This is a genomic window from Flavobacterium sp. ST-158 (assembly GCF_058309975.1).
Genome location: NZ_JBZEEN010000002.1, coordinates 127,102 through 153,146 on the forward strand (window position 1 = coordinate 127,102; position 26,045 = coordinate 153,146).

Annotated in this window: 32 protein-coding genes; 19 read left to right on the forward strand and 13 right to left on the reverse strand. The window is 32.3% G+C overall.

What is annotated here, in order from left to right:
• Positions 1 to 23: 23 nt before the first annotated feature.
• Complete coding sequence (locus AC4FRF_RS04945; protein ID WP_491158374.1) at positions 24 to 2,549, forward strand: glycoside hydrolase family 31 protein; 2,526 nt, start codon at positions 24 to 26, stop codon at positions 2,547 to 2,549.
• 791 nt (positions 2,550 to 3,340) lie between these two features.
• On the opposite strand, the gene AC4FRF_RS04950 is transcribed toward AC4FRF_RS04945, so the two are convergent.
• From AC4FRF_RS04950 to AC4FRF_RS04960, 3 genes are read right to left on the reverse strand one after another with little or no spacing between them, the layout of a single operon-like run.
• A complete protein-coding gene (locus AC4FRF_RS04950; RefSeq protein ID WP_491158375.1) occupies positions 3,341 to 4,297 on the reverse strand; it encodes a HipA domain-containing protein in 957 nt (318 codons plus the stop codon).
• Positions 4,290 to 4,622: a HipA N-terminal domain-containing protein gene (locus AC4FRF_RS04955; protein ID WP_491158376.1), complete on the reverse strand. Its 333-nt coding sequence runs from the start codon at positions 4,620 to 4,622 to the stop codon at positions 4,290 to 4,292. Before AC4FRF_RS04955 ends, AC4FRF_RS04950 begins: the two co-directional genes overlap by 8 nt.
• Entirely contained in the window at positions 4,619 to 4,846 is a 228-nt protein-coding gene (locus AC4FRF_RS04960) for a type II toxin-antitoxin system Y4mF family antitoxin (RefSeq protein WP_439227874.1), read from the reverse strand. The genes AC4FRF_RS04955 and AC4FRF_RS04960 overlap by 4 nt, the downstream gene beginning before the upstream one ends.
• A 307-nt stretch (positions 4,847 to 5,153) precedes the next feature.
• Here AC4FRF_RS04960 and AC4FRF_RS04965 point away from each other — a divergent pair, with 307 nt between their 5' ends.
• Genes AC4FRF_RS04965 through AC4FRF_RS04980 form a run of 4 tightly spaced genes read left to right on the forward strand, consistent with a single transcriptional unit; the run spans position 5,154 to position 6,705 of the window.
• Positions 5,154 to 5,912, forward strand: a complete 759-nt coding sequence (locus AC4FRF_RS04965) for a hypothetical protein (protein WP_491158377.1) — start codon at positions 5,154 to 5,156, stop codon at positions 5,910 to 5,912.
• A gap of 8 nt (positions 5,913 to 5,920) precedes the next feature.
• Positions 5,921 to 6,316, forward strand: coding sequence for a DUF5675 family protein (locus AC4FRF_RS04970; RefSeq protein ID WP_491158378.1), 396 nt, complete (start codon positions 5,921 to 5,923; stop codon positions 6,314 to 6,316).
• A 10-nt stretch (positions 6,317 to 6,326) separates the two neighbouring features.
• The gene (locus AC4FRF_RS04975) at positions 6,327 to 6,542 is read left to right on the forward strand and encodes a hypothetical protein (protein ID WP_491158379.1); all 216 of its coding nucleotides are present in this window, start codon (positions 6,327 to 6,329) and stop codon (positions 6,540 to 6,542) included.
• Positions 6,529 to 6,705 carry a hypothetical protein gene (locus tag AC4FRF_RS04980; protein WP_491158380.1) on the forward strand — a complete coding sequence of 59 codons (177 nt, stop codon included), beginning with the start codon at positions 6,529 to 6,531 and terminating at the stop codon, positions 6,703 to 6,705. The genes AC4FRF_RS04975 and AC4FRF_RS04980 overlap by 14 nt, the downstream gene beginning before the upstream one ends.
• Positions 6,706 to 6,779: 74 nt before the next feature.
• On the opposite strand, the gene AC4FRF_RS04985 is transcribed toward AC4FRF_RS04980, so the two are convergent.
• From AC4FRF_RS04985 to AC4FRF_RS04995, 3 genes are all read right to left on the reverse strand, one after another.
• The gene (locus AC4FRF_RS04985; protein ID WP_491158381.1) at positions 6,780 to 6,959 is read right to left on the reverse strand and encodes a hypothetical protein; all 180 of its coding nucleotides are present in this window, start codon (positions 6,957 to 6,959) and stop codon (positions 6,780 to 6,782) included.
• Positions 6,960 to 6,989: 30 nt separating this feature from the next.
• A complete protein-coding gene (locus tag AC4FRF_RS04990) occupies positions 6,990 to 7,412 on the reverse strand; it encodes a DUF6943 family protein (protein WP_491158382.1) in 423 nt (140 codons plus the stop codon).
• A 1,276-nt stretch (positions 7,413 to 8,688) separates the two neighbouring features.
• Positions 8,689 to 9,306, reverse strand: coding sequence for a hypothetical protein (locus AC4FRF_RS04995; protein WP_491158383.1), 618 nt, complete (start codon positions 9,304 to 9,306; stop codon positions 8,689 to 8,691).
• Positions 9,307 to 9,757: 451 nt separating this feature from the next.
• Here AC4FRF_RS04995 and AC4FRF_RS05000 point away from each other — a divergent pair, with 451 nt between their 5' ends.
• From AC4FRF_RS05000 to AC4FRF_RS05065, 14 genes are all read left to right on the forward strand, one after another.
• Complete coding sequence (locus AC4FRF_RS05000; protein ID WP_491158384.1) at positions 9,758 to 9,937, forward strand: hypothetical protein; 180 nt, start codon at positions 9,758 to 9,760, stop codon at positions 9,935 to 9,937.
• A gap of 151 nt (positions 9,938 to 10,088) precedes the next feature.
• Positions 10,089 to 10,394, forward strand: coding sequence for a toxin-antitoxin system YwqK family antitoxin (locus AC4FRF_RS05005; protein ID WP_491158385.1), 306 nt, complete (start codon positions 10,089 to 10,091; stop codon positions 10,392 to 10,394).
• Between the two features lie 11 nt (positions 10,395 to 10,405).
• The gene (locus AC4FRF_RS05010) at positions 10,406 to 10,903 is read left to right on the forward strand and encodes an endonuclease V (protein ID WP_491158386.1); all 498 of its coding nucleotides are present in this window, start codon (positions 10,406 to 10,408) and stop codon (positions 10,901 to 10,903) included.
• A 109-nt stretch (positions 10,904 to 11,012) separates the two neighbouring features.
• On the forward strand, positions 11,013 to 12,479 hold the full coding sequence (locus tag AC4FRF_RS05015; RefSeq protein WP_491158387.1) for a hypothetical protein: 1,467 nt from the start codon (positions 11,013 to 11,015) through the stop codon (positions 12,477 to 12,479).
• Positions 12,480 to 12,704: 225 nt separating this feature from the next.
• Positions 12,705 to 13,856, forward strand: coding sequence for a hypothetical protein (locus AC4FRF_RS05020; RefSeq protein WP_491158388.1), 1,152 nt, complete (start codon positions 12,705 to 12,707; stop codon positions 13,854 to 13,856).
• Positions 13,857 to 14,050: 194 nt separating this feature from the next.
• Positions 14,051 to 14,650 carry an REP-associated tyrosine transposase gene (locus AC4FRF_RS05025; RefSeq protein WP_491158389.1) on the forward strand — a complete coding sequence of 200 codons (600 nt, stop codon included), beginning with the start codon at positions 14,051 to 14,053 and terminating at the stop codon, positions 14,648 to 14,650.
• 143 nt (positions 14,651 to 14,793) lie between these two features.
• Complete coding sequence (locus tag AC4FRF_RS05030) at positions 14,794 to 15,090, forward strand: EndoU domain-containing protein (protein ID WP_491158588.1); 297 nt, start codon at positions 14,794 to 14,796, stop codon at positions 15,088 to 15,090.
• A 14-nt stretch (positions 15,091 to 15,104) separates the two neighbouring features.
• The gene (locus tag AC4FRF_RS05035; protein ID WP_491158390.1) at positions 15,105 to 15,452 is read left to right on the forward strand and encodes a hypothetical protein; all 348 of its coding nucleotides are present in this window, start codon (positions 15,105 to 15,107) and stop codon (positions 15,450 to 15,452) included.
• Positions 15,453 to 15,489: 37 nt separating this feature from the next.
• Complete coding sequence (locus tag AC4FRF_RS05040) at positions 15,490 to 16,020, forward strand: hypothetical protein (protein ID WP_491158391.1); 531 nt, start codon at positions 15,490 to 15,492, stop codon at positions 16,018 to 16,020.
• 672 nt (positions 16,021 to 16,692) lie between these two features.
• Complete coding sequence (locus AC4FRF_RS05045) at positions 16,693 to 16,935, forward strand: hypothetical protein (RefSeq protein WP_491158392.1); 243 nt, start codon at positions 16,693 to 16,695, stop codon at positions 16,933 to 16,935.
• A gap of 200 nt (positions 16,936 to 17,135) precedes the next feature.
• On the forward strand, positions 17,136 to 17,585 hold the full coding sequence (locus AC4FRF_RS05050; protein WP_491158393.1) for a hypothetical protein: 450 nt from the start codon (positions 17,136 to 17,138) through the stop codon (positions 17,583 to 17,585).
• 21 nt (positions 17,586 to 17,606) lie between these two features.
• Positions 17,607 to 18,122: a hypothetical protein gene (locus tag AC4FRF_RS05055; RefSeq protein ID WP_491158394.1), complete on the forward strand. Its 516-nt coding sequence runs from the start codon at positions 17,607 to 17,609 to the stop codon at positions 18,120 to 18,122.
• A gap of 169 nt (positions 18,123 to 18,291) precedes the next feature.
• Positions 18,292 to 18,756: a hypothetical protein gene (locus tag AC4FRF_RS05060; protein ID WP_491158395.1), complete on the forward strand. Its 465-nt coding sequence runs from the start codon at positions 18,292 to 18,294 to the stop codon at positions 18,754 to 18,756.
• A gap of 18 nt (positions 18,757 to 18,774) precedes the next feature.
• Entirely contained in the window at positions 18,775 to 19,500 is a 726-nt protein-coding gene (locus AC4FRF_RS05065) for a DUF434 domain-containing protein (protein WP_491158396.1), read from the forward strand.
• Positions 19,501 to 19,997: 497 nt separating this feature from the next.
• On the opposite strand, the gene AC4FRF_RS05070 is transcribed toward AC4FRF_RS05065, so the two are convergent.
• The 7 genes from AC4FRF_RS05070 to AC4FRF_RS05100 are packed head-to-tail and all read right to left on the reverse strand — an operon-like array spanning position 19,998 to position 26,044.
• Positions 19,998 to 20,243 (reverse strand): helix-turn-helix domain-containing protein, encoded by a 246-nt coding sequence (locus AC4FRF_RS05070; RefSeq protein WP_491158397.1) that lies wholly within the window; start codon positions 20,241 to 20,243, stop codon positions 19,998 to 20,000.
• A gap of 12 nt (positions 20,244 to 20,255) precedes the next feature.
• Positions 20,256 to 20,570 (reverse strand): SOS response-associated peptidase family protein, encoded by a 315-nt coding sequence (locus tag AC4FRF_RS05075; RefSeq protein WP_491158398.1) that lies wholly within the window; start codon positions 20,568 to 20,570, stop codon positions 20,256 to 20,258.
• A 32-nt stretch (positions 20,571 to 20,602) separates the two neighbouring features.
• On the reverse strand, positions 20,603 to 20,965 hold the full coding sequence (locus AC4FRF_RS05080) for a hypothetical protein (RefSeq protein ID WP_491158399.1): 363 nt from the start codon (positions 20,963 to 20,965) through the stop codon (positions 20,603 to 20,605).
• Between the two features lie 7 nt (positions 20,966 to 20,972).
• Complete coding sequence (locus AC4FRF_RS05085; protein ID WP_491158400.1) at positions 20,973 to 21,626, reverse strand: HNH endonuclease; 654 nt, start codon at positions 21,624 to 21,626, stop codon at positions 20,973 to 20,975.
• Positions 21,623 to 22,579: an HNH endonuclease family protein gene (locus tag AC4FRF_RS05090; RefSeq protein WP_491158401.1), complete on the reverse strand. Its 957-nt coding sequence runs from the start codon at positions 22,577 to 22,579 to the stop codon at positions 21,623 to 21,625. The genes AC4FRF_RS05085 and AC4FRF_RS05090 overlap by 4 nt, the downstream gene beginning before the upstream one ends.
• Positions 22,572 to 24,689 carry an AAA family ATPase gene (locus AC4FRF_RS05095; protein WP_491158402.1) on the reverse strand — a complete coding sequence of 706 codons (2,118 nt, stop codon included), beginning with the start codon at positions 24,687 to 24,689 and terminating at the stop codon, positions 22,572 to 22,574. The genes AC4FRF_RS05090 and AC4FRF_RS05095 overlap by 8 nt, the downstream gene beginning before the upstream one ends.
• Positions 24,686 to 26,044, reverse strand: coding sequence for a hypothetical protein (locus AC4FRF_RS05100; RefSeq protein WP_491158403.1), 1,359 nt, complete (start codon positions 26,042 to 26,044; stop codon positions 24,686 to 24,688). Before AC4FRF_RS05100 ends, AC4FRF_RS05095 begins: the two co-directional genes overlap by 4 nt.
• Position 26,045: the final 1 nt, after the last annotated feature.

A 26,045-nucleotide genomic window follows, 5' to 3' on the forward strand; every position in this document is an offset into this window, starting at 1 on the left:
GTATTTAAAAGAAAACTTGAGTTATGAAAAAAACATCCATTTATTTGATTCTAATCTTCGTAGTGATTTTGAATCCACTTATTGCTCAAAATACAGGAAAAGAAAATCAAACGCTAGGCAATTGTTCCTCCTACGAAATACATAATAATCAGGTCGTTTTTAATTGTGAGAATAAAGCGAAAGTATTTTTACAATTTTGTAGCGGTCAGGTTCTAAAAGTATGGATTTCTGCTGATGGAAATTTTAAACGAAATAATGAATCCTTTGCTGTTGTCAATGAGAATTTGGGTTGGTCAGGTAGCGTTAATGTCAATGAAGAAACCTCTGCCTATGAGGTTTTTACAGAACAATTGAGAATAAGAGTTCAAAAGAGTCCTTTTAAATTGCAAATTTTTGATAAATATCAAAAGCTATTATTTAGTGATTACAATGAAAAAGGATACATCAAAAACAACAAACATATTACGAGTTACAAAACATTAAAATCAGATGAGCAATTTTTTGGTTTAGGAGAAAAAGCGGGAACTCTTAACCGACGAGGCAAGAGTTACAAAATGTGGAATAGCGATCAGCCTTGCTATGGTGTAAATGAAGATCCTCTTTATAAAAGTATTCCTTTTTTTATGAGCACCAATCATTATGGAATTTTCTTTGATAACACCTATAAAACAGAGTTTAAATTCGGTAGTGAATCCAACGATTATTATTCTTTTGAAGCAGCTTCTGGAGAAATGATTTACTATTTTATGTATGGGAATGATTATAAACAAATCATTCAGAATTATATCGCACTTACCGGAAAACCTATTATGCCTCCAAAATGGGCATTGGGTTTTTCGCAATGTCGAGGGAATTATACAGAAGAAACACAAGCCAAGGATATTGCTGCAGCGTTTAGAAAACGAAAAATCCCGTGCGATATAATTTATCAAGATATTGGTTGGGTTGAAGGACTTCAGGATTTTGACTGGAAGAAAAATAACTATCAAAATCCAAAAAACATGGTAAAAGAATTGGGAGACCAAGGATTTAAAATAATAGTTTCTCAAGACCCTGTTATTTCCCAAGCCAATAAAAAACAGTGGAGTGAAGCTGATGCAAAAGGCTATTTTGCCATTGATGCGCGTACTGGAAAGAGTTATGATATGCCATGGCCTTGGGGCGGGAATTGTGGGGTAGTTGATTTTACCAAGCCTGAAGTGGCTGACTGGTGGGGCAACTATCAGCAAAAACCCTTAAATGATGGTGTTCGAGGTTTTTGGACTGATATGGGAGAGCCCGCTTGGAGTAACGAAGATGCTACTGATCGACTTCATATGAAACATTATTTAGGAATGCATGATGAGATTCACAACGTATATGGTTTTACATGGGATAAAGTTGTAACGGAACAATTTTACAAGCATAATCCTAATAAGCGCGTATTTCAAATGACAAGAGCTGCCTATGCCGGTTTACAACGCTATACGTTTGGTTGGTCTGGTGACTCCGGTAATGGTAATAATGTTTTAGAAGGTTGGAATCAATTTGCGAATCAGATTCCTGTGGGACTTTCTGCCGGGATGGGTATCATTCCGTTTTGGACTTCAGATATCTCTGGTTATTGTGGTGATATCAAAGATTATGATGCAATGGCAGAATTGTATGTACGTTGGATGCAATTCGGTATTTTTAATCCTCTTAGTCGTGCCCATCATGAAGGTGGAAATGCCGTAGAGCCTTGGCTTTTTGGTACTGAAGCAGAAAACATTACCCGAACTGCTATTGAGTTAAAATATCAATTATTCCCTTATATCTATACTTACGCCAGAGAAGCTCACGATACCGGAATGCCTTTAATAAGAGCTTTGTTTTTGGAATATCCTAATGATAGTGAAACGTTTGATTTGAATGGGCAGTTCTTGTTTGGTCGCGAATTATTGGTCGCACCAGTAGTTGAAAAAGGGTCTACTTCAAAAAAACTTTATTTACCAGAGGGAGAATGGATTAATTATAATGACGGTAAAACTGTTTACAAAGGAAAACAATGGATTACCGTTGAAGCGCCTTTAAATGTAATTCCAATGTTTGTAAAAAAAGGAGCCATAATACCTACAATGCCAGTGATGCAATACATACATGAAAAACCTAATTACCCTGTTAGTTTTGATGTTTATCCTGATAAAATAAGGAAAGAATCTTCCTTTGTGTTATATGAAGATGATGGAGAAACCAGAGATTATGAAAAAGATGTTTTTTGTAAAACAAAAATTACTTCATTAGCCAATTCAACAGGCTTTGTAATACATATAAATGCCAGAGAGGATAAAGGATACAGGCCTACAGGGGCTAGAAACTACATTGTAAAATTGCATAGCAATTCTAAACCTAAAAGTGTATTGGTTAATACATCCAAAATTAAAAAAGAAAAAACAGAAGTGTTAAACGAAAAAGGCTTTACGACAAATGAAAAACCATCTTACAGTTGGGATGAAAAACAGGGGATTGTTTATGTGAAATTACCTGATGACGGGTTGGATTGTCAAATAAATATTAATATTTCTGAATAAAAAATAATTTTTAAACAAAAGGGATGATTGAAAAATCATCCCTTTTGTTATACGAAAACAAGATTTTCAAAATAGTTTGATGCTCCCATTGATATTATTATTGTTTTCATATGTAGTGTGTAGATTATAAGTTACTTGTGTTTTTTTTTTGTGTTAAGAATGGATTTTTTAATCGAACACTTTAGATTCCTTTGGTTTATTGCTTTTTAACATAAAAAAAGGCAGAAAATATATCATTTTCTGCCTTTGTGGAGTCGCCGGGAATCGAACTTTCCCTTTAAACGTGCTATTTCAAAGGTGTTAGAAAAGTTAACCAATTTAGGGTAACCGATTTTACCACCTTTTTAAACTATTCAAATTATCTTAAATCGTATAGAGCAAATATAAGTATAATAGTCTGTTTTTCAAAGTGTCAAGGCTAAAAAATGAACTGGTAGTTTAAGTGTTTAGTTATGTGTATCTTGATTAAAATTTGTGTGAAGTAGTTTTCAATTTTAACCAAAAATTAAGTGAACAACTTGTTCATGTTTTAATCCTGCATATGAACAAAATTCTTCAATAGTTAAGAACTCATTTTCTAGTTTTTTAAGGTCTGTTCTTATTTTTTGCATCAGTCTTGTACTTTGACGATAACTCTTTCCAGTTATACGTTGGATGTCCTTTGGATAGATGCAAATTCTTTGTTTCTCTATTTTCATACTCTATCTATTACTTTGACTAGGCTTTGATTTACTGTAAAGGACTACTTGTCAGACTTTATTAAGTATAAATTTATAAAAAAAAGTGTTTGCTTAATCTGTCCCAAACAATCTATGGTATCTTTCTTCTAGTAGTGTTTTGTATTTTTCTTTGAAATCATCTGATAGGAATGAATTATCGATCCATTGGTGAGCGATGAGTTTGTTTTTTTGAAAGCGTTTTGCGATTCCTTTTAATTGTTTTTCATTTAGTCCTAGGCTGATGCCAAGTTTTTTGAAATGATCCCATTTTAGTTTTTTCTTTTTTCCATCCAATGTCAGTGCTAGTTCTTCGGTGTCGTCTGGATTTACTATGGCTACGTTTAATAAATCATAGGCTGGTGCCAATGTCCAAGTATCTGCCGAATGAATCATCGAAAAGTTTTTCAAATGCATATCATTGTTGCCTGTTAGGAAACTGAAGATACCCAGTTCTAAAAAGTATAGTTTGTCGAGTAAGGTGTTATCTGAGAAATCATCCAGAGCTTTGCCTATCTTCTCCATGGAGCTTTTGTATTTGTCAAAAGCTTCTGTGATTTGGAACATGTCGAGCATGTGGATTTTTTCTCCTGTTTCGGTTCTGTCGATGCGTTTGGTGATGTACGAGAGTTCCCCTGATTGCAGTCGGATCAAACTGGATTGGACGGTGTTAATTCCAAAGGCTTCCGCTATTCGCATGGTGAGGTGTTCGTTTTCGGGCATTTCAGAAAAATGTTCGGATGGTGGTTTGAAAATATAATTTCCGCCCAATGCACCAACTACCGTAAGGCGTCCTTTGGTTCCGTCTTGTATTGTATTGTTTACAATAGTTAAGGATAACTTGGGTTGCACTCCAGGAACAGCTACACTTCGTTCTACTACATTTTTAGCTAATTCCGACATTTGCTTTAGCGAATGCTCGAATACAGGTTGTTGCTTGGTACCGAAAAACTCCAGACTGCATTGCTCGTGGAAATCACCTACGATTGTATCGTCTAGTGATTGGTAACAATATAAACATTTCTTAGGCATCTTCATTTGGTATTGGTTGAACACTTACCGCACCGATACAATTTTGGCAACAAGCCAAAAGAAGTCCCATACGGTCGTTTGGATTAATTTTCCAGTTTTTAGAAGCGATATCCAGTAACCATCCTTCGGGAATTAGACCTTCAAAAAAAGGGAATAATCGTTTATCAGTGTATGTTTTTGAACGAACTGGCATCGTCAAACTGATGCTTTCTTGAGGATGTTCAGCAATGTAATTTTCATCGTATTGAAAGTAGTAGTCACCGTCGTCCGTTTCTGTAAGTGTTCCCGCCAGATAGTCTTTATAAAATATAGCTGCTTTTCTCATACGTTCTCCTTGTCAATTTTGGATAATTCTCTTGCATTTACTGGTGCCAAGGTATGCCCAAACATTTTGAGTACTTGGTTTACTTTTTCGAGGTTGAGGTTTTCCTTTCCCTGTTCAATTTTTCGAATCACGGTAAGTGCCACTCCAGCACGTTCCGCAAAGGCTTCTTGGGTGAGTTTTACTTCGTTTCTTTTCTCTTTTACGAAATTAGCTAGTGTCATCATAATTATATGCTTTAGCATTGATTTTAAACAAATATAGTTAATTATATGTAAAAGCATATACTTTGTGTAAATATATTGTTTTTATATGTAAAAGCATATAGCTATTGATTGATAGTTGTTTTTAAAATTGAGCGCCATTTATGTCTTTATAGGTCATTTATTCCATTCAAAGACATATGGAACATTAGCTTGATATAACTCATTAGTTTAAGTGTAATCTTTGTTTCAAATTCAATCTAAAATGTTGCAACAGGAAGAGATGATTGAGGGAAATAGAAACATTTATTAATCTAAATTTTGAGGAATTATGGCAAGGCAAAAAGGCATAATTAAATTGAAGGGTACTATCGGAGATATTACTTTTTACAAAACGCAGGACGGGCATTTAGCGAGAGAAAAAGGCGGAATTGATGCTAACAGAATCGCAACTGATCCTGCGTTTCAAAGAACACGTGAAAACGGTTCTGAATTTGGGAGAGCCGGAAAAGCCGGAAAGGTTTTAAGAACAGCCCTTAGAGTGTTGCTTTTGAATTCTGCGGATAGCAGAATGGTAAGTCGTTTGACACAATCTATGGTAAAGGTGATACAGGCTGACTCTACTAACGAACGTGGATTGCGAAACGTGATTGATGGTGAAGCAGAATTGTTGGCTGGATTTGAATTTAATATTCGCGGTAAGTTAGGTACTAGTTTATTTGCCCCCTATACTGGTAGCATCGACAGGGTTACGGGTGAAATTACTGTGGATATTCCCTCTTTTATTCCATCCAACATGATTGCTGCTCCAGGAGGAACTACTCATTTCAAAATTATTTCAGCTGGTGTTGAAATTGATTTTGAAAATGAAACTTTTGTAGAGCAGCATGCAGAAACAGCTATTTTAGCTTGGGATGCTACGGCTACAGCTGTGATTAACCAAGTGAATACCGTTACTCCCAACAGTACTAAACCTTTGTTTTTGGCTTTGGGATTGGAGTTTTACCAAGAGGTAAACGGCAAAATGTATTCCTTGAAAAACGGTGCTTACAACCCTTTAGCGCTTATCGTAGTTAACGGAGGCGTGTAATCAGAATTATGGTTTTGTTTTTAACTAGAACTTATTTCCCTGAAGGAACCAATGGTAAACTCGAATGCGAAGGCAAATTGATTTGTAATACCATTGAATTGCCGTGGAGGAGGAACGAAACGAAGGTTTCCTGTGTTCCGGAAGGGAAATATTTTATAAGAAAACGATACAGTGCTAAATATAAATGGCATTTGGAATTGGTGGATGTACCCAATAGAAAGTTTATTCTTTTTCATCCCGCTAATAATGCCCAAAAAGAATTGCAAGGCTGTATTGCTCCGGTGACTAAACTTTCTGGTCCAGGACTTGGTTTGATGTCCCGAAAAGCTTTTATGAAGCTAAAAGACATTGTTTATAAGGCTTTGGAGAATAAAGAAAGTGTCGAAATACTAATTCAATTTTAACTATTAGATTATGAAAAAAATTATAAAAAGAGCGACAGCTCCCACACCAAAGTTTTTTAAAGTGCTTCGAAATGTTGGTTTGGCTATGGCAGCTATTGGTGGAACTATCTTAGCTGCTCCTATTGCGTTACCTGTAATAGTAACTACTATTGGAGGTTATGTTGCTGTAGCCGGTGGTGTTTTGTCCGCTGCTAGCCAGCTTAGTACCACTGATGACAGCCAATAACCACACTTTGATGGGAACTGCCGGAGGCACATTTTTAAGTATGATACCTAATATTCAATCTGAAGATATTGTAAAAACGGCTGTTTTGGCTACTGTTGGAGCAATTGTCAGTTTTGCTATTTCGTTACTGCTTAAAAGCCTAAATAAGAAGCACAAAAAATAAGTTTAGCCCTAGTTGTGGTGACCTTTGGGTTAAACAAAATGAAAGCCTGATCGTGAGATCAGGTTTTTCTGTTTTTATATTTCACCAAATTGGTTAAGGGTAACCTCAACAACGACTACAGCTGCGGTTTTTCCGGTTAAATGATGGTATTTGGCAAAATCAAGGGCTTTGTTTCGGCTATCGAAAGCCCCAAAAAATATTCTGGAAGCTCTAGACTTCCAAGTGTCGGTTTGAAATAATAAAAAGATACTCATACTACTCATTTTTAAAGGTTGGTCAATCAATTACTTATTACAAAAGCGATAAAGAATCAAGTTGCGCATTTCGTTGATGAGGTGGGTGTTTTGTTGTAATTGCTCTTCTCTTTGTTGCAGCTGTTTTAGCGCTTCAACATATTTTAGATGCTCCTGGTGTTCTTGTAACATCGTTGTTGATTTCAAAAAGAACATTTTCTTAAACTCAGACAGGCGTAAAAAGGGAATAACAGAGCCAACCAAATGTTGGTGCCAAAACTTGATTTTCCACAAGCTATAGGCCACAAAATATAGGTTTTCGGCATCTTGCTCATTTTGGAACAGGAGCACAAAACAGTTGGCACAAGGTTCTTTTGAAGGTCGGCCACTGTTCATTCCTTTGTTCAGGATGAAGATGGTAGTTCCGTTGTAGAGGTATTGATTTCGGTGGGTTTTGATAATAAAATTCAGCATGGCTCGATTGTTTTAAAAGTTACAATCTGATTTTTCGAAAAGAAAAAACAGAAAAAAAGAAAGCCCTTAAAACAGCGGAAAAGACGAACGAAAACGGAGGGAGACCCTGAAACAAATAATTTAGAAGACCCTGAAACAAGTTCAGGGTGAACCGACTGAAAGTGAGGAATGGACGCTAAACTTGCTGCCTTTTTTTCTGTTTTCTTTTCGGAAAATAGTAGGAACGTTCTATTCCTATATTTTTTAAGTCTTTGTGCAGAAGTACAAATTGAATAATAACTCGATTTTTCTTTTTTGCTTGATCAAAAAAGAAACAAAAAAATCAAGTCTCTGCATCCTCATCGGTCAAATTTATTTTCGAATGCTAAAAGAAAAAAACTCGACCTACGGTCTCAAACAGCTTTTCTTTTAACGCATTCTTCAAATATTTGACACTCGCTTGCGGATGCTAAGGACCTTACTATATGAATGTTATTTTGATACTATTCAAAGCCCCCCAAGCACCGCAAGGAGCAAAAAAAGTGGTGCCCCGTTTTCAGGGGCAAGGAACTTTTTTTTGCGGATGAGGAGCGCCGTGGCGGGGTTGCGGCAATCGAACAGCCACGCTAGACCGGGAACGGAATGAAGCGGTAGCGTAATGGAGAGAAGGGATAGCAGCGTGTAACGGCGGGGAAAAAATACAAGACTGCCAAAGGCAAACCTTGATTTAGGGCATAGCGACCTAGAATAATAAAAGTTTAAAAGAAACCCTAATCGGCTTTTTATACTAAAACGTCTCTATATGCAGATTGTGGAGCGAGCCAACCCCGATGGCTGTGCGAAGGAGCAACCGCTGAAAAAGTATAGGGCGGCAGACATAATACGGCTGGAATGTAGTGGAGCGCCCTTCGAGTGCGCTCAGGGTGACAAAATATAATTATAGAATAGTGATACTTCCATAAAATACAAAACAAGGTGAAAGCGTAACGGAATGAAGCGGTATTGTGGATGCATAAGCCCGACCGAACGCAGGAAGTGACCGTGTGAAGATGAGGAACAAGCAGCGCAATACAAATAGCTGCTTATTTTGCTAACGCCAATTCGCCTTGACAGGCTCGGGTCAAGCTGCTGTTTTTATTGTGGCTGCGCCGTGTCTGTGGAATGGAGGGAGACCCTGATTTTTATCAGGAATAGACCCTGAAACGAGTTCAGGGTGAACCGACTGGAGCAGCCGAACGGAACAAAGGAAACGACCGGAGAGAGACCGCTTGATTGCCCGTGATGTTTACATTTTGTTTTAAACAAGGTTTTGATAGGGGATATCACTAGCTCCAGATACATCTAATAAATCTATACCGAATCTTTTTTTTATATTTTCCAATTTCCGATATAATTGCTGATACAACCACTCATCAGTTAACTGTTTGTAGTTTTCTTCTAATGATACAACTGGGAAATAATTAAATTGTTTTACAATTAACGAACGTATTTTTTTTTCTACTCTCCACTCAATTGTGAAAGGCGAATTTTTATTTTCATAAAAATGAATTGAATACATCCATATATAATTGATAGTATGTAAAAAATCGCTAATATTTAAAGTTGAAAATAATATGGTTTCCAAATCTTTTTTAAATGATTGAAGCATTTTTGCATTACCTACTTGATAAGCATATTTTTCTAGCCTGTAAAAAGTAGTTGAAGTATCATGAGTTCCCCAGTCATCGCGAATAAAATAGATATCGCGCCCTAAATAATAATCCAAAATTTTACTTGTATTACGTACTCTACGGTAACTAAAATAATCCTCCTCTAATCTCCTCATGATTTCTCTTTCATCAGGGGCAGATTGCGTTAGTGCAGATTGCTCTTTTTGTCTAAATAATTTATTAAATATGGAAATCAATTTTTTCAAAATATTAAGGTATTTGGCTTAGTGAATGAACTTAATTTTTTTAGGATAGTCAAGTAATTTTTATCAAATATAATAAGCTTTATTGTATAAAATTATTTGTTTTAGTACGAAAAAATACAGTATTTTTAAAAAAATATAATTTCAAATGTATTTGTATGATTTAAGTAATAATTTCAGGTTCGTTTGCTACGATTTTTTTTTTTTATTAAATGGCAGGATTCTAACAATTAGAAAATGTAAATTAATTAGGATATTTTAAAATAAATGGGGTTACATCAACTTTTGTATGGTTATGTAATTAGGAGTAATCACATAGACATGGTTGTGCAAGCTAGCAATGGAGAATTAACAGATTTGTTACGAGATTTTAAAAAAATTACAGCTACAAAAATTATTGAAAAGATAAAATCAGAGCCTGAGAGCTGAAGAGAAACCTAACGAAGTATCAAGGTTGGATTACATCCATTTAAATCCTGTTCGTGCAGGAATTGTTGAGAAAGCATCACATTACATTTATTCTAGCGCCAGTAATTATGTTTCAGATACAGGTTTATTAAAAATAGAGAAAGCAAATATTCCTATTGTTGATGTTTTGAAATTAAATAATTTTACTAAATACAATGAATATTGACTTTGAAAAAGTTGGTACAGCTTATAGGAGTGGGTACGATGTCAGGAGACTTCGCAAAGCCTTCTCGACTACTTTGTTCTTAGAAGACTTCGGATAGCGGGGGGTGGTTGTTTTTATATAACAGATTTATTAACCTTTATAAAATAAAAAAATGAATGTAAATTTTGATGACATAGAAATTAATAACTTTGATGCTGGAGGTGGGGCGGAATATTATTATAATAATGAACCCTTCACAGGAACCATTGTTGAATTTAATAATGATAATGTATTGATAGGAGAAATAACTGTGGTGGGTGGTTACAAAAAAGGCAGAGTAGCTATATATTATGATAATGGACAAATAATGGAAGAACATTTTGAAAGTTTTAATAGGCCATATGGTAATTCAAGAAAATGGGATGAAAATGGTAATCTAGTGAAACAAATAGATTTTGGCACTGAATATCAACCTTAAATATCAGTTAAATGATATTAGCAATAGATGTCTATTACAAAGAAAATGAAGCTAAAGTTGTAGCTGTTTTATTTAATCCTGAAGATGAGATTCCACAAAGTATAGTTATTGACCTAATAACTGGTATTGAGGATTATGTATCTGGTGAATTTTATAAAAGAGAATTACCATGTATTGAAAGTATTCTTCAAAAAGTTAATTTAAACGATATTGAAGCAGTAATTATAGATGGCCATATTTATGTAGATAATGATGGTAGTTACGGACTGGGTGGTTATACCTGGGAAAGTTTAGACCGAAAAATCCCAGTTATAGGTGTTGCTAAAACTTCTTTCTTCAGGAATAAAAATATAGTTAAGGAAGTCTTTCGTGGAGAAAGTTCGAAGCCGTTATACATTTCTGCCTTGGGAATGGATTTGGATGTGGCTGCCGAACTTATTAATACGATGAAAGGCTCTTACCGAATGCCAAGCATTTTGAAAGAAATGGATAGGATTACGAAAGATTAACAATACATATTTAAATGGTAATGATCTAGGATCCTATTGCTTAAATGACAGAAAAGATTAATAAACTAGGGAACTGATAACTTAATAATATAATCCAACAAACTATAAAATGGAAATCAGACAATTTAACAATTTGCTTTTAAGACTTATAGGAGGTCTTCTTATTTATATAACACTTTTTAAATTTACATTAGGAAATTTAATTGACATTAATGGTTACATTCATGATGAAATAGATATGGGTATATGGGGGGTATTGAATGTAGTTGCCGTTTGCGTATTTTGTTTTGTATTTTTTGTAAATAAGCCCGATTTTTTAAGCTCTTTGTTCTACAAAAGAAATTACGTTATTGATTTACATGAGCACAATCAATATAAGCTTCTAAAATTGGTCTTTTTAACATTTGCCATTTTTGCATTGGTTCGTCCTATCTTGTTTTATAATGCGGAACATTTTTGGTTAATGATTAAATCTGTATCTTTTATCATGGCGTTGTTTTTAATCATAGCTCATAAGATTATTACTAGATACATGATTCGAAAAATTAATTCACTTTCTGATGCTCAATCAAAAAATGCTTTTGTGTTTTCATTATTTTCAATACTGCTTTTCTTTTGCATTTTCAGCGTATATGGTAATTTTTATAATGGTCCTTTTTATGTAAGAGATTTGTTTTTAAATTTTACAATTCTATTTCTTTGTATTGGTTCTCCATTTATTTATAGTTTTTTAGCCCAAGATGAAACCAAAATAACCAATTTACATTTTAGCTATGTCCTATTTTTTTGGATCCTCTTTTTACTTAATCTAGATCATTTTTTATATGAATCTGATTATAATGATGGTGATACAGTCTATATGATTAAGGATTTAACATTTCACGTTTTAGTACCCTTGAGTTTTTTGTTTTCCCATAGATTGGCCAATACAATCAAACCAATTTCATCTTGCCGATTCTTATTTCTGATTTCAGGGATGCTTCTGATTTTTTGTTCTTTGATTAAATATTTGAATCAGCAATCAACTGGAATCTATTTTTGCCTAGTTAGTGGTTTGTTGTTCATTTTCCTCTCTAATAAAACAGGTTTTTTGGATAAGATATCGGAAAAAATAGAATTAAAAATGATTAAACCAATTGAAACTACAGTCACATCAAATAATACTTCATTTATGATTATCAGCCTTTTAGTGCTTTTATTTTTTAGTAGTATTATTGCTTTCGGGCCAATACTGAATTTATTAGTTATTATTTACATTCCTCAAATAATAGGATTCTTATTAATAGGAAAACTAGCGGTTCGAAAGCAATTGAAATTAAATACCATTGGCGATTTTATTACGTTATTAATTATTTCAATTTCCATTTTAATGTTTACAATAGATAGAGGCTTATCCAATCTAATTACTCTAATTTTATATCATGATCATATTGGCCCCGTAGAACCTGTTTATATCATTGGGAGTGTTTTTAGAGTACTTATTTTATTGATTTTGATAGTCTTAGCAGCTCCTATTTCCAATATAATAAAAGCTGTTTTACCAAAAAGCTATAGTGAAAAGTTTTCAGCGTTATAGAATCTAAGTAGAAGGTATATTGTGGTAAACTAATTGATAATCACAGAATAAAGAAGTTTTAGGAGTAAATGCCATAGCCGCTTTACGTTTCGGTTGTGGCTATGGATTTGGAAGAGACTGCCGAACTGATTAAAAACATGAAAGGAGCTTACCGAATGTCTACTATTTTGAAGGAAATGGATAGGATTACGAAGGAGTGATTATGTAAGAATTAATTTAAAAATAATGATCGAAAATTTTGCACTTATAGTTGGAGCTTGTTTTCTGGCTCTTTATTTGTACATAAAAAGAAGTGGTTTTAGTAGTGGTAATGAAATTGAAGAAAATGATAATTCTGTACAGAGTCCAATATTCGACAACACTACAATTACCAAAAGGCTATTAATACCCGATGATTATTATATAAAAACGATAGAATTACATCAAATTTATTTTGATAAGGAAGATAAAACCTTATACGCACTTAATTCAAGAGATAATTTCTATTTTGTATCTGTTTATGATGCAAATCGAAATCTTATTAAAGAAATCAATTTAAATTTAGAGTCTTGTTACTATACAGAAAAAATTAGGCATTTTAAAATCATCATCCTTAATGGAAAAAAAATGATAGAATTGAAATACGATAAACTCAATTACTATCAGTTTGATTTTGATGAAACTGTCCATTACCATAAACAATTTTCGACATCGGGAGAAATAATTTTAGTAAATTATGGAGATGATATATTAGTTTCATTAACCAAAGATGTTGAATGTTGTTATAGTCCAATTAGTATTTTTTCGATTGAAAATGAGAGTATAAATCATATCGATATTTTAGACCACAAAGCATTTGAAGGAAAAGATTGGGGTGGTTATGAATATATTGCCGGAATGGCAACAACTAACAGACCTAATCAATTTGCTGTGATTTGTGATTTCCCCACTTATGGAGTTGAAGGCATAAAAATATTTGAAAATACTAACAATGGAAATACTGAATTAATTTTTGATTATGACAACTTAAACTATGATTATCCTATAAGAAATATAACTTTTAATGCTGAAGGAGATAGATTTGTTTCTCTTACATTTAATGGTGAACTTCAGGATAGAGATTATTTTTCAATATGTGTGTATTCTATTGAAAATGAACAAGAACCTATCCAAATATTTAAAACTATTTTAAGTTATAGAAACTATAGACCACAACAAATACATTATATTACGGATACATTATTGTGTATAGTAGGAAGCAACGATTTACTTATTTATAACCTAGAACAAGGAGAGGTATTCAAAAAAACAAAAAGGGATTTTGATTCTCCATTTTATGTTGATTTCAATGTAGTAGTTTATCAAAAAAATGGTGAAATCGTGGTTGTAGAATATTAATGTTAATTTAAAGGGGAAATAATAGGGAGAAGAGAGATTTTTATTAGAAAGCCCCGCTCTCCGAAGTGTTCTTTGAAAACTAAACGTTCTTAAATATAGGAGTGCTGTGCGAAGTCTCCCGACTTCGTACCCGTTCCAATAGACAAGTCATATAATTATTTGTAGTAAAAATTGCTACATTTGAATAAAAAGCTATGTCAGATGGATATAAAATAAGAGATCAGGCTTTGCCACATTTTGTAACAGCTACTGTTGTTGATTGGATTGATGTTTTTACAAGAAAAAATTACAGAGACATCGTTATAGCTTGTTTAGAGTTTTGTATTAAAGAAAATGCTATGGTTTTGTATGGTTATGTAATTATGAGTAATCACATACACATAGTTGTGCAATCTAGCAATGGAGAATTATCAGATTTGTTACGAGATTTTAAAAAATTTACAGCTACAAAAATTATTGAAAAGATAAAATCAGAGCCTGAGAGCCGAAGAGAATGGATGCTGGAAAGTTTTAAACTAGCAACCGAAAGTCATTCTCGAAACAAAAATTATCAGTATTGGCGTTATGGCAATCATCCTGAAGAAATTTATAGCAACAAATTCATGTGGTCAAAATTGGATTACATCCATTTAAATCCTGTTCGTGCAGGAATTGTTGAGAAAGCATCACATTACATTTATTCTAGCGCCAGTAATTATGTTTCAGATACAGGTTTATTAAAAATAGAGAAAGCAAATATTCCTATTGTTGATGTTTTGAAATTAAATAATTTTACTAAATACAATGAATATTGACTTTGAAAAAGTTGGTACAGCTTGTAGGAGGGGGTACGATGTCAGGAGACTTCGCAAAGCCTTCTCGACTATTTTGTTTTTAGAAGACTTCGGAGAGCGGGGGTTTTTTAGAAAACAATGCTTTTGGAAGAACAGATAGCATTATAGATGATTCAGATCCAAGAGGTTATTTCTTAGCATATATTTCAGTTAAGGTAAATGATATATGGGTAGAAAAAAGAGATTTTAGAGGAAATTTGATAGAGAATGATATGTTTCCAAGACATTGGACAAAACAAGAGTTGCTAGAAAATGTTGCTTTGGCATATTCCTCAAAAGTATATACTGGAATAGGAAATCAATACCGTGGTATTATGAGTGATGGTAAAACTTTAATTATTTGTATTGATGATGTTAATACTTATTCAGAAAAAATTAAAACTATTTGGCCAAAACGTTAATAAAATTAGAGAAGATGAGTATATTAAGCGATTACAAAGTTCAATTTATAAATAGACCTACATTTGGGAAACAAATCTTTACAATGAATACATGGATGTCTGCTTATTTGTGTGATTATTATTATTATTATGTTGCAGATAAATTATTAAATGATATAAATGAGGTTCTTAACGGAGAGATTTTAAGAGCGGGAGGTCAATCTAGAAGTCTGTATCTTGCTGATATAAATAGTAATGAAACTAAAATTTATAGAGATATGGAAGCTTGGGAAGAAAATAATAATATTTCCCCTGATTTTGTGTTACCAACAGTTCATTTTAAAGTTATAGTAGAGGCTTGGAGAAATTATTTACAAGAGTAAAATTTAAAAGAAAATAGTAAAATTAATTTTAGATCATATGAAAAATAAAAAAGTTATTGATACTTTGGTAAATAAAATTAACGCAGGTTATGATGAAGATGATCTTGAAAGGTTTTTAAAAAATCAGGAAATAGATCCTGATGAATTTAATGCTTTAATTAAAGCAGCTCATAATAAGATATTAAAACATCGATTAGATACTTACCCAAAGCAAAATAAAAGACTATTCATTGTTTGGTTGTCTTTATTTGTTATACTTCTGGGCTTATTATTCATAGTATTACCTTTTTTTAAAATTACCAATGGTATAGAATTATTATTTTTTATAGGTTCAATAGGTTTAAGTTTTGCAGGATTTAATGCTGTATTATATTATAAAAGTTGGAATGATTATTTTATAGAAAAGGTTGGAAAGCCTAAATTAGATTTACAAACTTATATTATTGTTGCTATTTTACCTACGATTTTACTCTATTTTATTATTTCTTGGAATTATTTAAGTGGGCCTGGATATAATCTTTATAAGATGAAATCAACTTTTAAATTACTACGACTTTTTAAAGGTTAATATTTCAGTATTCTTTTAAATTAATTCCCGCTCTCTAAAGAGTTCCTATTTACTACTGTGGTAGTGCAAAGTCAGGAGACTTTGCGGAACTGGGTTATAGCGGGCCGGTAGGACCTATTTATGTAGTTAAGGTTATAATTCATGTAGTAGTTATGTTTACAGCAATTCTATTTTCATCTCATATAGCCAAAATGATAAATGCTGTGTTACCAAAACGTTGTAGTGAAAAATCTAAAGTTTTGTAGATTCTAAGAATGGATGTGCAAATAAAAATTACATCCATTTAAATCCTGTTCGTGCAGGAATTGTTGAGAAAGCATCACATTACATTTATTCTAGCGCCAGTAATTATGTTTCAGATACAGGTTTATTAAAAATAGAGAAAGCAAATATTCCTATTGTTGATGTTTTGAAATTAAATAATTTTACTAAATACAATGAATATTGACTTTGAAAAAGTTGGTACAGCTTATAGGAGTGGGTACGATGTCAGGAGACTTCGCAAAGCCTTCTCGACTATTTTGTTTTTAGAAGACTTCGGAGAGCGGGGAATTATTAGATGGTACACCAATAGATATAAAATATGTGAATTTTCACAGATATAATTTACAAAGTCCTTTTTATAATCACTATTCTTATTTCGAATTAAAATAGTTTTAAATATTTATTATTATGAGTAAAGCAGAAGAATATAATTTACATTTTAGCATTCACCATAGATATGATGAAACAGTAAAGCCTAGTATAGGTGTTTCTTTAGTAAATGGAGAATCAAAAAACTATGAAATTGCAAGTTTTTTAGAACCTAATGGAATCGAACTTGTTGATAGTATAAAAGACGAAATTAATTTTTTAATTTTAATAACCCTTTTACAGGCTATGATGTTTGGGGCTATCATGATTCTGAAAGTGTAGAGATACGTAATTCTCCCCCAAATCAGCCAGTAGCTGTTTTTAATACTGGAGGTAAAGAGGTTATCATACCTCTTTCGGATTTTTTACAAATCTTAGAAGAATGGAAAGCTTTTTTACAAACTATTCCTGATCCACATTGGTTGTCAGATAGATAAGTTAAATAAACAATTATTAAAGGTAAAACTCATATTACAGGACCATTGCCTACAGTTACTGCCACAGTACAAACGGCAATTAAAAAGGGAACGGTAAAACCAGGAAATGGAGTTAAAGAATGCGAAGTATTAGTTTGGGGTTATGCTAGAGAGAATGTAGGAACAAGAAATAGTCCTAATTGGCAATTTGTTTTAGATACAAATGGAAATCCTATTAAAGCTTGGGTGCCAAAATTAAATAACCAAGGTGAAACAACTGTATTTGTTGGTTTGACTGAAGAAAAAATATTGAATGAAATTGCTTTTGCTAGGTTTAATTTGTCAGTCTCTAGATGGATTCCGCCCAAGAAAATAGGTAATTATTCTAATGAATGGAGTGGTCTTAGTAGTACTGGAGTTAAAATTAACATGTATATTGGGGCTGGAACAAATGATTTCCCAATAGGTGTACCTAGTCAGTTAGTTAATTATGGTTCAGCCTTTCCAAAAAGATAAGTAAAAAATAAAAATTGTATTATGTCATATTTTAAAGGAATATTAGTAACTAAATACAAAAGGGTTAATATAGGAGTTAGTGATACTACAATTCCTAATTCTGGAGATTTATCAAAACTAGATTTAGATTCTATCAACAAATCAATTGATGATTTAAATTATATAGTAACAAAACCCACTGGAGTAATCACTTGGGGAGTTGATCAGTTTATGGTTGATTCAGATCCTGAAGGTTCTTTATGTAAAGATGAAAATGATAATGAATTAGCAGATGTGCCTAATACCACGATGCTTAATTTATTAACTGAAATCAAAAATTTTAAAGAACAATATCAAAATCAAGTTACTTTAAAAAATATTGTTGGGCAAGCATTTACAGCTATTAAGGCTAATCCTAACAGTTATAAAAGATTTCCAAATTCTGATTTTCATTTTGCTATAACTATAAGTGATATTTATATTACACTAATTTTAGAACAAAATCATTTTAACTTGACAGAAAATAAGTATGTAAATCAATTGAAAACTGATTTTTAAACTATTGATCCCGTTCTCCGAAGTGTTGATATTTACCACTGTTGCTGCGCAAATGTTTCCTGACTTTGCGCAGCGTTCACAATGATGTTTAGATTTCAATAGATTTAGGTTTTTACTTTATGCTTTGCGAACCTGGAGTGAAAACCACATTTGATTTAAAATAATTAATATGGAAATAAACTATTTAAAAAAATTAAAAGATTATCCTTCGATGTATGAACGTACTTGTGAACCTATATCGCTTGAAGAAATTACGCAATTAGAGCAATTGTATAACAATGGCAATCCTTTCCCTAAAGTGCTTAAAGAATATTTGCATTTGGCAGGTAATTTTTGTACTGTAATAGACGGAGGCATTTACTCAACCCAACAAGAATTACAGGAATACGTGAGAGAAGAATTGTTAGATAACGGTAAGGTATATACAAGACCTTTTTTTGCATTAGAAATTTATAGTGGCGATTGGTGTATTTTTATATATTTAGACGAAGGAGATAATCCTAATTTATATCTTACTTATTACAATGATGAAGCGGCGGGTTTAAGTGAACCTTACAAAAAAATGACTCATACATTACCAAGTCTGATAAATAATCGAATTCAACGATATAAAGAAGGCGGAAATCCTTTTTAACATACAAAAACTAATCCATTGCAAGAAAGAAAAAATAGAGGGAAGAGTTCAGAAGACGATAAATTATTTGGTAACGCAAATGAATTGAACAAGTTATATCAGGCTCTAGATGATATGTATTATTTAATGAGTAAAGAGTATTCTATAAAATCAATATTGCCATTGGTTAGTCTTAGATATCGTTTAAAACCAAGACAAATTCTTGCCTTGCAAGGGATGAGTTGTTCAGAAAAGGATATACAAAAAAGAAGAGAAAAAGAATTAAATCATACTCAATTACTAAGTAAAACTATACATATAGATGGATTTAATCTTGTAATATTATTAGAGAGTTTGTTTTCTGAAGCCTATGTTTTTCAAGGATTGGATGGCTGCTATAGGGATATTTCAGTTGTACGAGGTACTTATAAAAGAGTGAATCAAACTGAAGAAGTATTGATTACTTTAGGTAAAACCCTTCAGGAATTACAAGTTGAAAAAGTTGTTTGGGTATTCGATTCGCCTGTATCCAATAGTGGTATGATGAAAGCGTTTTGTTATGAAATAGCCCAAAGATATAATTTTGATTGGGATGTTTACTTGGAGTTTTCTCCTGATAAATTTTTAATAACGGATAATAAAGTTGTTATTAGTTCAGACGCTTGGATATTAAATAAATGTGAGCATTGGTTCAATTTTGTTTCTTTTTATATAGATCATTTTTATATTAAGACAAGAGCTATTATTTCCAATAATAATAGTTAGAATTTAATAAATAAAACAACTATAATTCAACGTTTAAAATATTACACTCTCCGAAGTGTTCCTATTTACTACTGTTGCTGCGCAAATGTTTCCTGACTTTGCGCAGCGTTCACAATGATGTTTAGATTTGAATAGATTTAGGTTTTTACTTTATGCTTTGCGAACCTGGAGTAAAAAACTTCTATTTGTAGTTTCAAATAAGCTATCCCTTTCCTTTTATAAAAAATCCTGGTACGGAACTTACCCCATAAGTTCCCCTAACTACCTATGTTTTTTTGTATCTAAAAAACACTACAAAACAATAAAAGTTTCTCTGCTTTACAAGGCTGTTTTTTATCGGTACAGTACCGTTAAAATGCTAAGCAGTAATTTTTTAAAATCCTAATTAGGGAGAATATTTGTCCCTGAAAAGCCAAAATGCTACTCTTTAAGCAGGCATTCTTATTTACTAACCTCACACACAAGATATGGCAATCCAGACCCATTTTTTCATAGAGTCAGCAGGTTTCATCTTTTTTGTAATATCTTCTAGAAGCAATGCTATAACAAGTAATTTTTCCTTTTTTTGTCCAATGCCAAAGGGTTGTCATGTTTATTTTAAGTAATTCACAGGTTTCTGTTCTGGTTAACAAAATATCCGATTCTTTTATTTCTAAATTCTTTTTAAAATCTATGAATTCTTCTTTGATTATTTGTTTTAGATCGTCTGGAGATATAGCGTGTAGTAAAATTTGCTTGTCCATTTTAGTATAAAATTAAAATAAGCTAAGATTATCTGATAGTTTATTGGCTGTCAAGTTGACTTGATAAGGAAAAGCAAAATTGTGGTAGTTTTCGTTTTGGAGCCATTTTATTTCATCTTCGGGTTTAAGGATGACAGGCATTCTTTTTTTGATATTATGTATTTCTGCCATTAGCGGATTGGCTTCGGTGGTGACGATGGTGTAGCTGTTTATGATTTCACCGGTGTGGGTATCGGACCAGTGTGAATAGAGTCCGGCAAAAGCAAATAGTTCTCTGTCTCCAATACCTATTTCGTATTTTACTTTTTCTTTGCCTTTGGAATCCAACCATTGCCATTCGTAAAAGCCGTTAGTGATTATTAGGCAGCGAGATCCGAGCGAGACGCTCGAACCAGCGGGAGATTACCTGAGCACCAAGAAATAACCAAAGGTTCTGCTTTACTTAATCCTGAAGATTTTGAAAGATATAATGAGAATGAAGGTTTGTATTCATAATCTTCTCTATAGTAAGCTCCTGACAGATTTACATATGGATTAACATGTGATGATTTTATTCTATTGAGCAGGTTTGATGATATTAAAGCAGTATTTATATCAATTGTTTCATTCAATCCATTTTTGTCAATTGTTTTAAGTTCCGCAATGATAATATGCTCCCCTTCTGTTTGGATGTCCAACAGATCTCCTATTAGTTTTGATAAGATTTCGTCTTTAGTTTTCATATTACATTTACAGCAATCCCTTTTTTATTCTATATAAAGAGTTATGATATTCAATACTTTTCGAAGAAATTGTGTGACGAGTCTGTTTTAACATATCTTCATTTAATGGAATAGCTTTAAAGTCGAGCTCAATATGACAGTTTGGACAAACACATACCATGTTTTCTAGAGAATCTACTCCGTTGTGAGGTTTTCCTAAAGGAATAATATGATGGACTTCAGAATAATATTTATTTTCTCCAATTACAACTTGGGTTTCACATAATTGACAAGTGTTATAATAAAGTTTTTTTATCTTATCAACTAAATTCTTTTTGCGAAGAATGATCTCAATTTCTCTAAAGACGCGAATTGTACTCTCTTCATTATCATCTTTGTCCTCAGTTCCAAAGGCAATACCTTTGATTAATTCCTTTTCTCTTTCTGTGAACTTTGAATAATTATCAAGGCTTTCTATACCATTAATTATGTGTAAGTCTTTTTTTATTTGCAGTTTAGGGTTATTAATATAATCCTCTTCTTTCTTAAAAATTATATAGCCATTTTTATCAAATAACACTCCAGGAAACCGGGTAAGATTATGATACCATTTTCCATCCTCTCTATACAAGGCATGTTTAGCATTAACAGATAATATTTTATTTAAATAGTTTCCTGTCATAACAAACTTGCATCATCAAAATATTTGTCAATAATGTATCTAGCCAATCCCGAATATTCTTGGTCAGCATCTTTAAATTTTCTCAGTATTTTCATTTCCTCTCTCATAATTCCTTCAAACCAAACTTTTTCTTCGTCCGATTTATCCATGTATTTATTATAGTTAGTAATAGCTATTTCTACTCTTCGAATTTGAGCCTTAACCTGTATAATTTTCTCTTCTCGTGCTATCGTTAGCGGTAATCTATGTAATGCGTATGTAATGATTGATGTTTGGGCTTTCCTTTCCTCAAAATCGGTTAGACCATCATTTGAAATAATAGCTCCGTCATCAGCAAATTTGAAATACTTCTCAACATTGTCATCATTACATGGATTAAGTAACAGTCTTTCGGATTCTTCTAAATCAAATGCTTGTTTGTAGGTCACACTATCCGTAAAATATACTATTCCGTGAGTATATTTTAAACGGTGAGTTTCTGTTTCTAATGGAAATTGGTCAAGTTTACCAAAAACTGCTTCTTCGATATTGTTTCCATTTCTAAATTCATGTGTATTCGTTTGATTACAGAAAGGACAAGCAAACAATAAATTTTCCCATTCAGAAGCTAGCCAAAAATAACCTGGTCTGGAAGGATTGGCATTCTGAATTTTTCCTTTAGGTCTGAAATGCTCTATATCTCCATTATAAATTGCTGTTATTTTACTCTCACAATAAGCACATTTTCCATTAAACATCTTTAAAAGTATCTTCCTTACACTTTTATCTGAATAAATTGAATACCCTTGTTGGATTCTTACTCCATTTGCTCCAGTTTTTTTGTATTTTTCTGGATGATTAGCAATATCCCGATAATATTCGATTGCATCTCTTGTTTCCAATTCACCAGAACTTTGAGGAGTTGAACTTATTTTAAGTATGTCTGGACAATCCGATCTTTTAACATTAATCATCTGTATTAAGATTTAGATTTTTCCATACTTCTTTTACCCTTTTCACAGCTTCCTCTTTTAAACTATCTCGGTCAAAAGAATTCTTATTAAATGCTACTTTTTCTGCTAATAACCTATCTATAACTGTATACATTAGCTCTTCTCTCAAAGAAGCTCCGAGTTGTTTCTTATTTCTAAGAAAATCTTTCAATTCATCAATTTCTGTTCTTTCACTTGGTGTAATATCATTATTTTTAGCCAACAGCTCATAATACCGATTAAACTTCGCTTCTATCTCGGGATCGACAAGACTGCTTAATCCAAAAAATTCAGATGCTAAGATTTGATCTACTCTTAAGGAAGCAGGGTCGGGTAATTCTGTATTAGAAATAACTTGATTGTCTATATTTCTAAGCAACAATATTTCTTTCCTCTCTGCTCCTCTTAAACAGAGCGGGTGGTGTGTAGAAATAATAAAGTTGATATTAGGAAACACTTCTCTCAGCTGTCTAACAATCCTCATTTGCCACCTTGGGTGTAACTGATTGCCTAATTCATCAATTAACACAATTCCTGACATTACTTTCATATCTGATTGTGCATCAGAAAGTTTCATCATTATATCAATAGCTAGAGTAATGGTACTTTTATAACCATCACTTAATTCTGCAAACAATGTTTCAGAATTACCAAGAACGATTTCTCCATTCTTTATGGAAAGATTAGTGTCTGATTTATCGTGTGGTAATAATTGCTTTATAGAAATAGCTATACGATCAAAAAAATCAACATCATTTCTATGTATTGACCTCAACCATTTAGTTACATCATTTAATGCTTTAGTTGGCTTGAATAGATTTTGATAGCTTATTTTTGAAGTATCTTTTGGTGAACTACTTTCAATCTCATCAACTGAAAGTCGCAATGAACCATAACCAATTAGGTAGGAATTAAAACTACCTGATTGTTCTACCGTACCAGTTTTACGTACCAGTTTAGTGTAGATAATATTTTCGTTGTTTCTTTCTTTGATTGTAATTTCGGCAGTTCGTTTACCTTTCTTAATCAATGATTGAATTAATGGTTCAATGAGCTTTCTGTCTAATTTTAAACCAACTGCAATCGCTTGAAGAATTGAACTTTTTCCTACTCCATTTTCTCCAAGTAAAAACAACCAAGATTTTTTGTTTAACTCGTCTTCTTTAAAGTCAATTCTTAAATCATCAACGGATTTAAAGTTTTTGATATGAATGTACTCTATTGGGAAGTAGTCACTTTTTATAAGATCTTTCCATAATCCTTCTCTTTTAGTTGGTTTTTCTTTTTCTCTAAACCAATCATCGTCTGTTTGAAAATCCTCTAGACCTATTATTTGCCCTAAAAAAGGCTCTGTATCCAATTCATTTAGTAATACAAATCTTTTGTATGAAAGAAATTCAATACTTGGATCTTCTAGTTCGTAAATGTTACCAAGGTATTTTTTAACTGAACGATTATCGATTTGTTTTCCATTAACTAAAGATTCTACTGCTTCTATTATCTCTTTTCTTGCTTTTTTTCTTCCTTCTAATAAATTAGTTCTATTTAGTCGTAACAATTCTATGGTTTGATTTCCTTCATCTGTTAATGCATCAATATGACCATCGTTACTATGTATATAGTTTAAATGTTTATCGGTTTCATCAAGATAGGGATTTAATAGCATCCGATGTTCATTTTCATAATCATCTTTTTCATCTAGTGCCCGCCTTCCTTTTATTGGAAAATAATTTCCTTTATATTGATTACATTCTTTACAAGCATAAATCAAGTTATCCCATTCAAATGTTAGCCACCAATATAAATCCTGATAAAATTCATTTTTATCCCTTACTCCATTATTAGGTCTGTATCTATCGACAGTTCCTAATTCCGGATAATCAATTTTAATTTCGCAATAACCACACTTTCCATGGAACACTTCATGTAAATGTCCTTTAAGCTCTTTATCTATTGCTACATTAAAAGGCCAATCGTAACGTTTTTGGCTTCTGTTTTTAGATGCGAAAAATTCTTCCATTTTTTCAATGGCTAAATCAACTGTTGAAGAATTTAAAAAGTCAGGAGCTTTTTGTTTTTCTATCTTAATCATCTTCCCATAGATTTTTTAGCAAACCTTTCCAATATGTTTGAGCTAGGATGGTTTGTTAGTGATATAAGTTTATTGGCTACAGCAACAGGAATCAATGCATTTTCATAAATATCACATCTTAATTTATCAATATTCATTAGTATTTCCTGAATATTCTTTAAATCGGTCAGTTCGGGCTGATTATAATATGTTTTGTGATTTTCAACTGGCAATGTTAAAACATACACTCTTTCGTCAAAAGATTTATAAATAAACTTCCCACTGTAATATGACGTACTACCATATTGTTGTTCTTTGTGATTACCTACTTGTATATAAGTATATATATGTTCGTTATTTAATAGAAAAACCTGACCAGGATTCAGTTTATCTTTGATTTGTCTTGCATGATCTACAAAAGCCCCCGAAGTTTCAACTCCAATGAAATTAATCTTATTGTTCTTGTTAAGATAAGTTAGCAATGCCTGCATTGGTTTATGCATATTAGCAGTTTCACCACCAAAACTTAAAGGTCCATCTTTTACAAATAAAAATCTATCTACTAAACCATCCTGAATTTCCATTAAGCTTTTGATAGTGTGGATTATAAAGAAACTTTCTGTAGCCTTTTCTAAATAAGTAATAATTCCCGATGCATCAGCGTTTTCAAGCTTATCAACTTTCTCAAATAACCTTAGTACATCAGTAATCAATATTTCTTTTTCACAATTACTCTTTGTACATTTCCATGAATAATTCTTAAAGTCCATTTGATTTTTATTCAAAAGAATGTCATTTGTTCCGCAATGTGGACATTGAGAAAGCTTATAATTACTTTTATCTGAAGCAAGATTATATTGCTCAAATATGAACCAATACAATGTTTCTAGAATAGATGTTGTCCCCGAATGTTTCTTTTTGAAAAATTCGTGAATAGCTTCTCTAACTGTAGTTCTAAAATCAATATCTTTTTTAAGAGTAACGTTCTTAGTAGGTAAAACAAACTTTTCTCTCTCTATTTTCTTCAGTTTATTAATATCTGAAGGAGATACAAACGGCTTCTTTTCCATTTCATCCAAATCAGAACCTTTGATAAGAAGTGAACCAAATTGAAAAAAAGTAATTAGTGAAGATGGAAAACTTTTTTTGACAGGAATGGTCGTGCTTTCTCCATCAACTGCAACAATAAATTCAATTGTATTTTTTTCTGGATAAACAATATCATGCTTAAGAGCATCATTCAATTCTACATCCTCTGCTTCAACAGGAATTTCACAATTGTTCAAATATTGCTTAACCTCATCATCATTAATAATGTGACTATGTGAAATTCGACTGCCTCGCTCAAAACTATTATTTGTGTAATCATTTGACATA

Excerpts from the sequence above, each read along its gene's own strand:
- AC4FRF_RS04945 (WP_491158374.1), top strand. The coding sequence starts at position 24 with ATGAAAAAAACATCCATTTATTTGATTCTAATCTTCGTAGTGATTTTG.
- AC4FRF_RS04950 (WP_491158375.1), bottom strand. The coding sequence starts at position 4,297 with ATGCCTAAGAAATGTTTATATTGTTACCAATCACTAGACGATACAATC.
- AC4FRF_RS04955 (WP_491158376.1), bottom strand. The coding sequence starts at position 4,622 with ATGAGAAAAGCAGCTATATTTTATAAAGACTATCTGGCGGGAACACTT.
- AC4FRF_RS04960 (WP_439227874.1), bottom strand. The coding sequence starts at position 4,846 with ATGATGACACTAGCTAATTTCGTAAAAGAGAAAAGAAACGAAGTAAAA.
- AC4FRF_RS04965 (WP_491158377.1), top strand. The coding sequence starts at position 5,154 with ATGGCAAGGCAAAAAGGCATAATTAAATTGAAGGGTACTATCGGAGAT.
- AC4FRF_RS04970 (WP_491158378.1), top strand. The coding sequence starts at position 5,921 with ATGGTTTTGTTTTTAACTAGAACTTATTTCCCTGAAGGAACCAATGGT.
- AC4FRF_RS04975 (WP_491158379.1), top strand. The coding sequence starts at position 6,327 with ATGAAAAAAATTATAAAAAGAGCGACAGCTCCCACACCAAAGTTTTTT.
- AC4FRF_RS04980 (WP_491158380.1), top strand. The coding sequence starts at position 6,529 with ATGACAGCCAATAACCACACTTTGATGGGAACTGCCGGAGGCACATTT.
- AC4FRF_RS04985 (WP_491158381.1), bottom strand. The coding sequence starts at position 6,959 with ATGAGTATCTTTTTATTATTTCAAACCGACACTTGGAAGTCTAGAGCT.
- AC4FRF_RS04990 (WP_491158382.1), bottom strand. The coding sequence starts at position 7,412 with ATGCTGAATTTTATTATCAAAACCCACCGAAATCAATACCTCTACAAC.
- AC4FRF_RS05005 (WP_491158385.1), top strand. The coding sequence starts at position 10,089 with ATGAATGTAAATTTTGATGACATAGAAATTAATAACTTTGATGCTGGA.
- AC4FRF_RS05010 (WP_491158386.1), top strand. The coding sequence starts at position 10,406 with ATGATATTAGCAATAGATGTCTATTACAAAGAAAATGAAGCTAAAGTT.
- AC4FRF_RS05015 (WP_491158387.1), top strand. The coding sequence starts at position 11,013 with ATGGAAATCAGACAATTTAACAATTTGCTTTTAAGACTTATAGGAGGT.
- AC4FRF_RS05020 (WP_491158388.1), top strand. The coding sequence starts at position 12,705 with ATGATCGAAAATTTTGCACTTATAGTTGGAGCTTGTTTTCTGGCTCTT.
- AC4FRF_RS05025 (WP_491158389.1), top strand. The coding sequence starts at position 14,051 with ATGTCAGATGGATATAAAATAAGAGATCAGGCTTTGCCACATTTTGTA.
- AC4FRF_RS05035 (WP_491158390.1), top strand. The coding sequence starts at position 15,105 with ATGAGTATATTAAGCGATTACAAAGTTCAATTTATAAATAGACCTACA.
- AC4FRF_RS05040 (WP_491158391.1), top strand. The coding sequence starts at position 15,490 with ATGAAAAATAAAAAAGTTATTGATACTTTGGTAAATAAAATTAACGCA.
- AC4FRF_RS05045 (WP_491158392.1), top strand. The coding sequence starts at position 16,693 with ATGAGTAAAGCAGAAGAATATAATTTACATTTTAGCATTCACCATAGA.
- AC4FRF_RS05055 (WP_491158394.1), top strand. The coding sequence starts at position 17,607 with ATGTCATATTTTAAAGGAATATTAGTAACTAAATACAAAAGGGTTAAT.
- AC4FRF_RS05060 (WP_491158395.1), top strand. The coding sequence starts at position 18,292 with ATGGAAATAAACTATTTAAAAAAATTAAAAGATTATCCTTCGATGTAT.
- AC4FRF_RS05070 (WP_491158397.1), bottom strand. The coding sequence starts at position 20,243 with ATGGACAAGCAAATTTTACTACACGCTATATCTCCAGACGATCTAAAA.
- AC4FRF_RS05080 (WP_491158399.1), bottom strand. The coding sequence starts at position 20,965 with ATGAAAACTAAAGACGAAATCTTATCAAAACTAATAGGAGATCTGTTG.
- AC4FRF_RS05085 (WP_491158400.1), bottom strand. The coding sequence starts at position 21,626 with ATGACAGGAAACTATTTAAATAAAATATTATCTGTTAATGCTAAACAT.
- AC4FRF_RS05090 (WP_491158401.1), bottom strand. The coding sequence starts at position 22,579 with ATGATTAATGTTAAAAGATCGGATTGTCCAGACATACTTAAAATAAGT.
- AC4FRF_RS05095 (WP_491158402.1), bottom strand. The coding sequence starts at position 24,689 with ATGATTAAGATAGAAAAACAAAAAGCTCCTGACTTTTTAAATTCTTCA.
- AC4FRF_RS05100 (WP_491158403.1), bottom strand. The coding sequence starts at position 26,044 with ATGTCAAATGATTACACAAATAATAGTTTTGAGCGAGGCAGTCGAATT.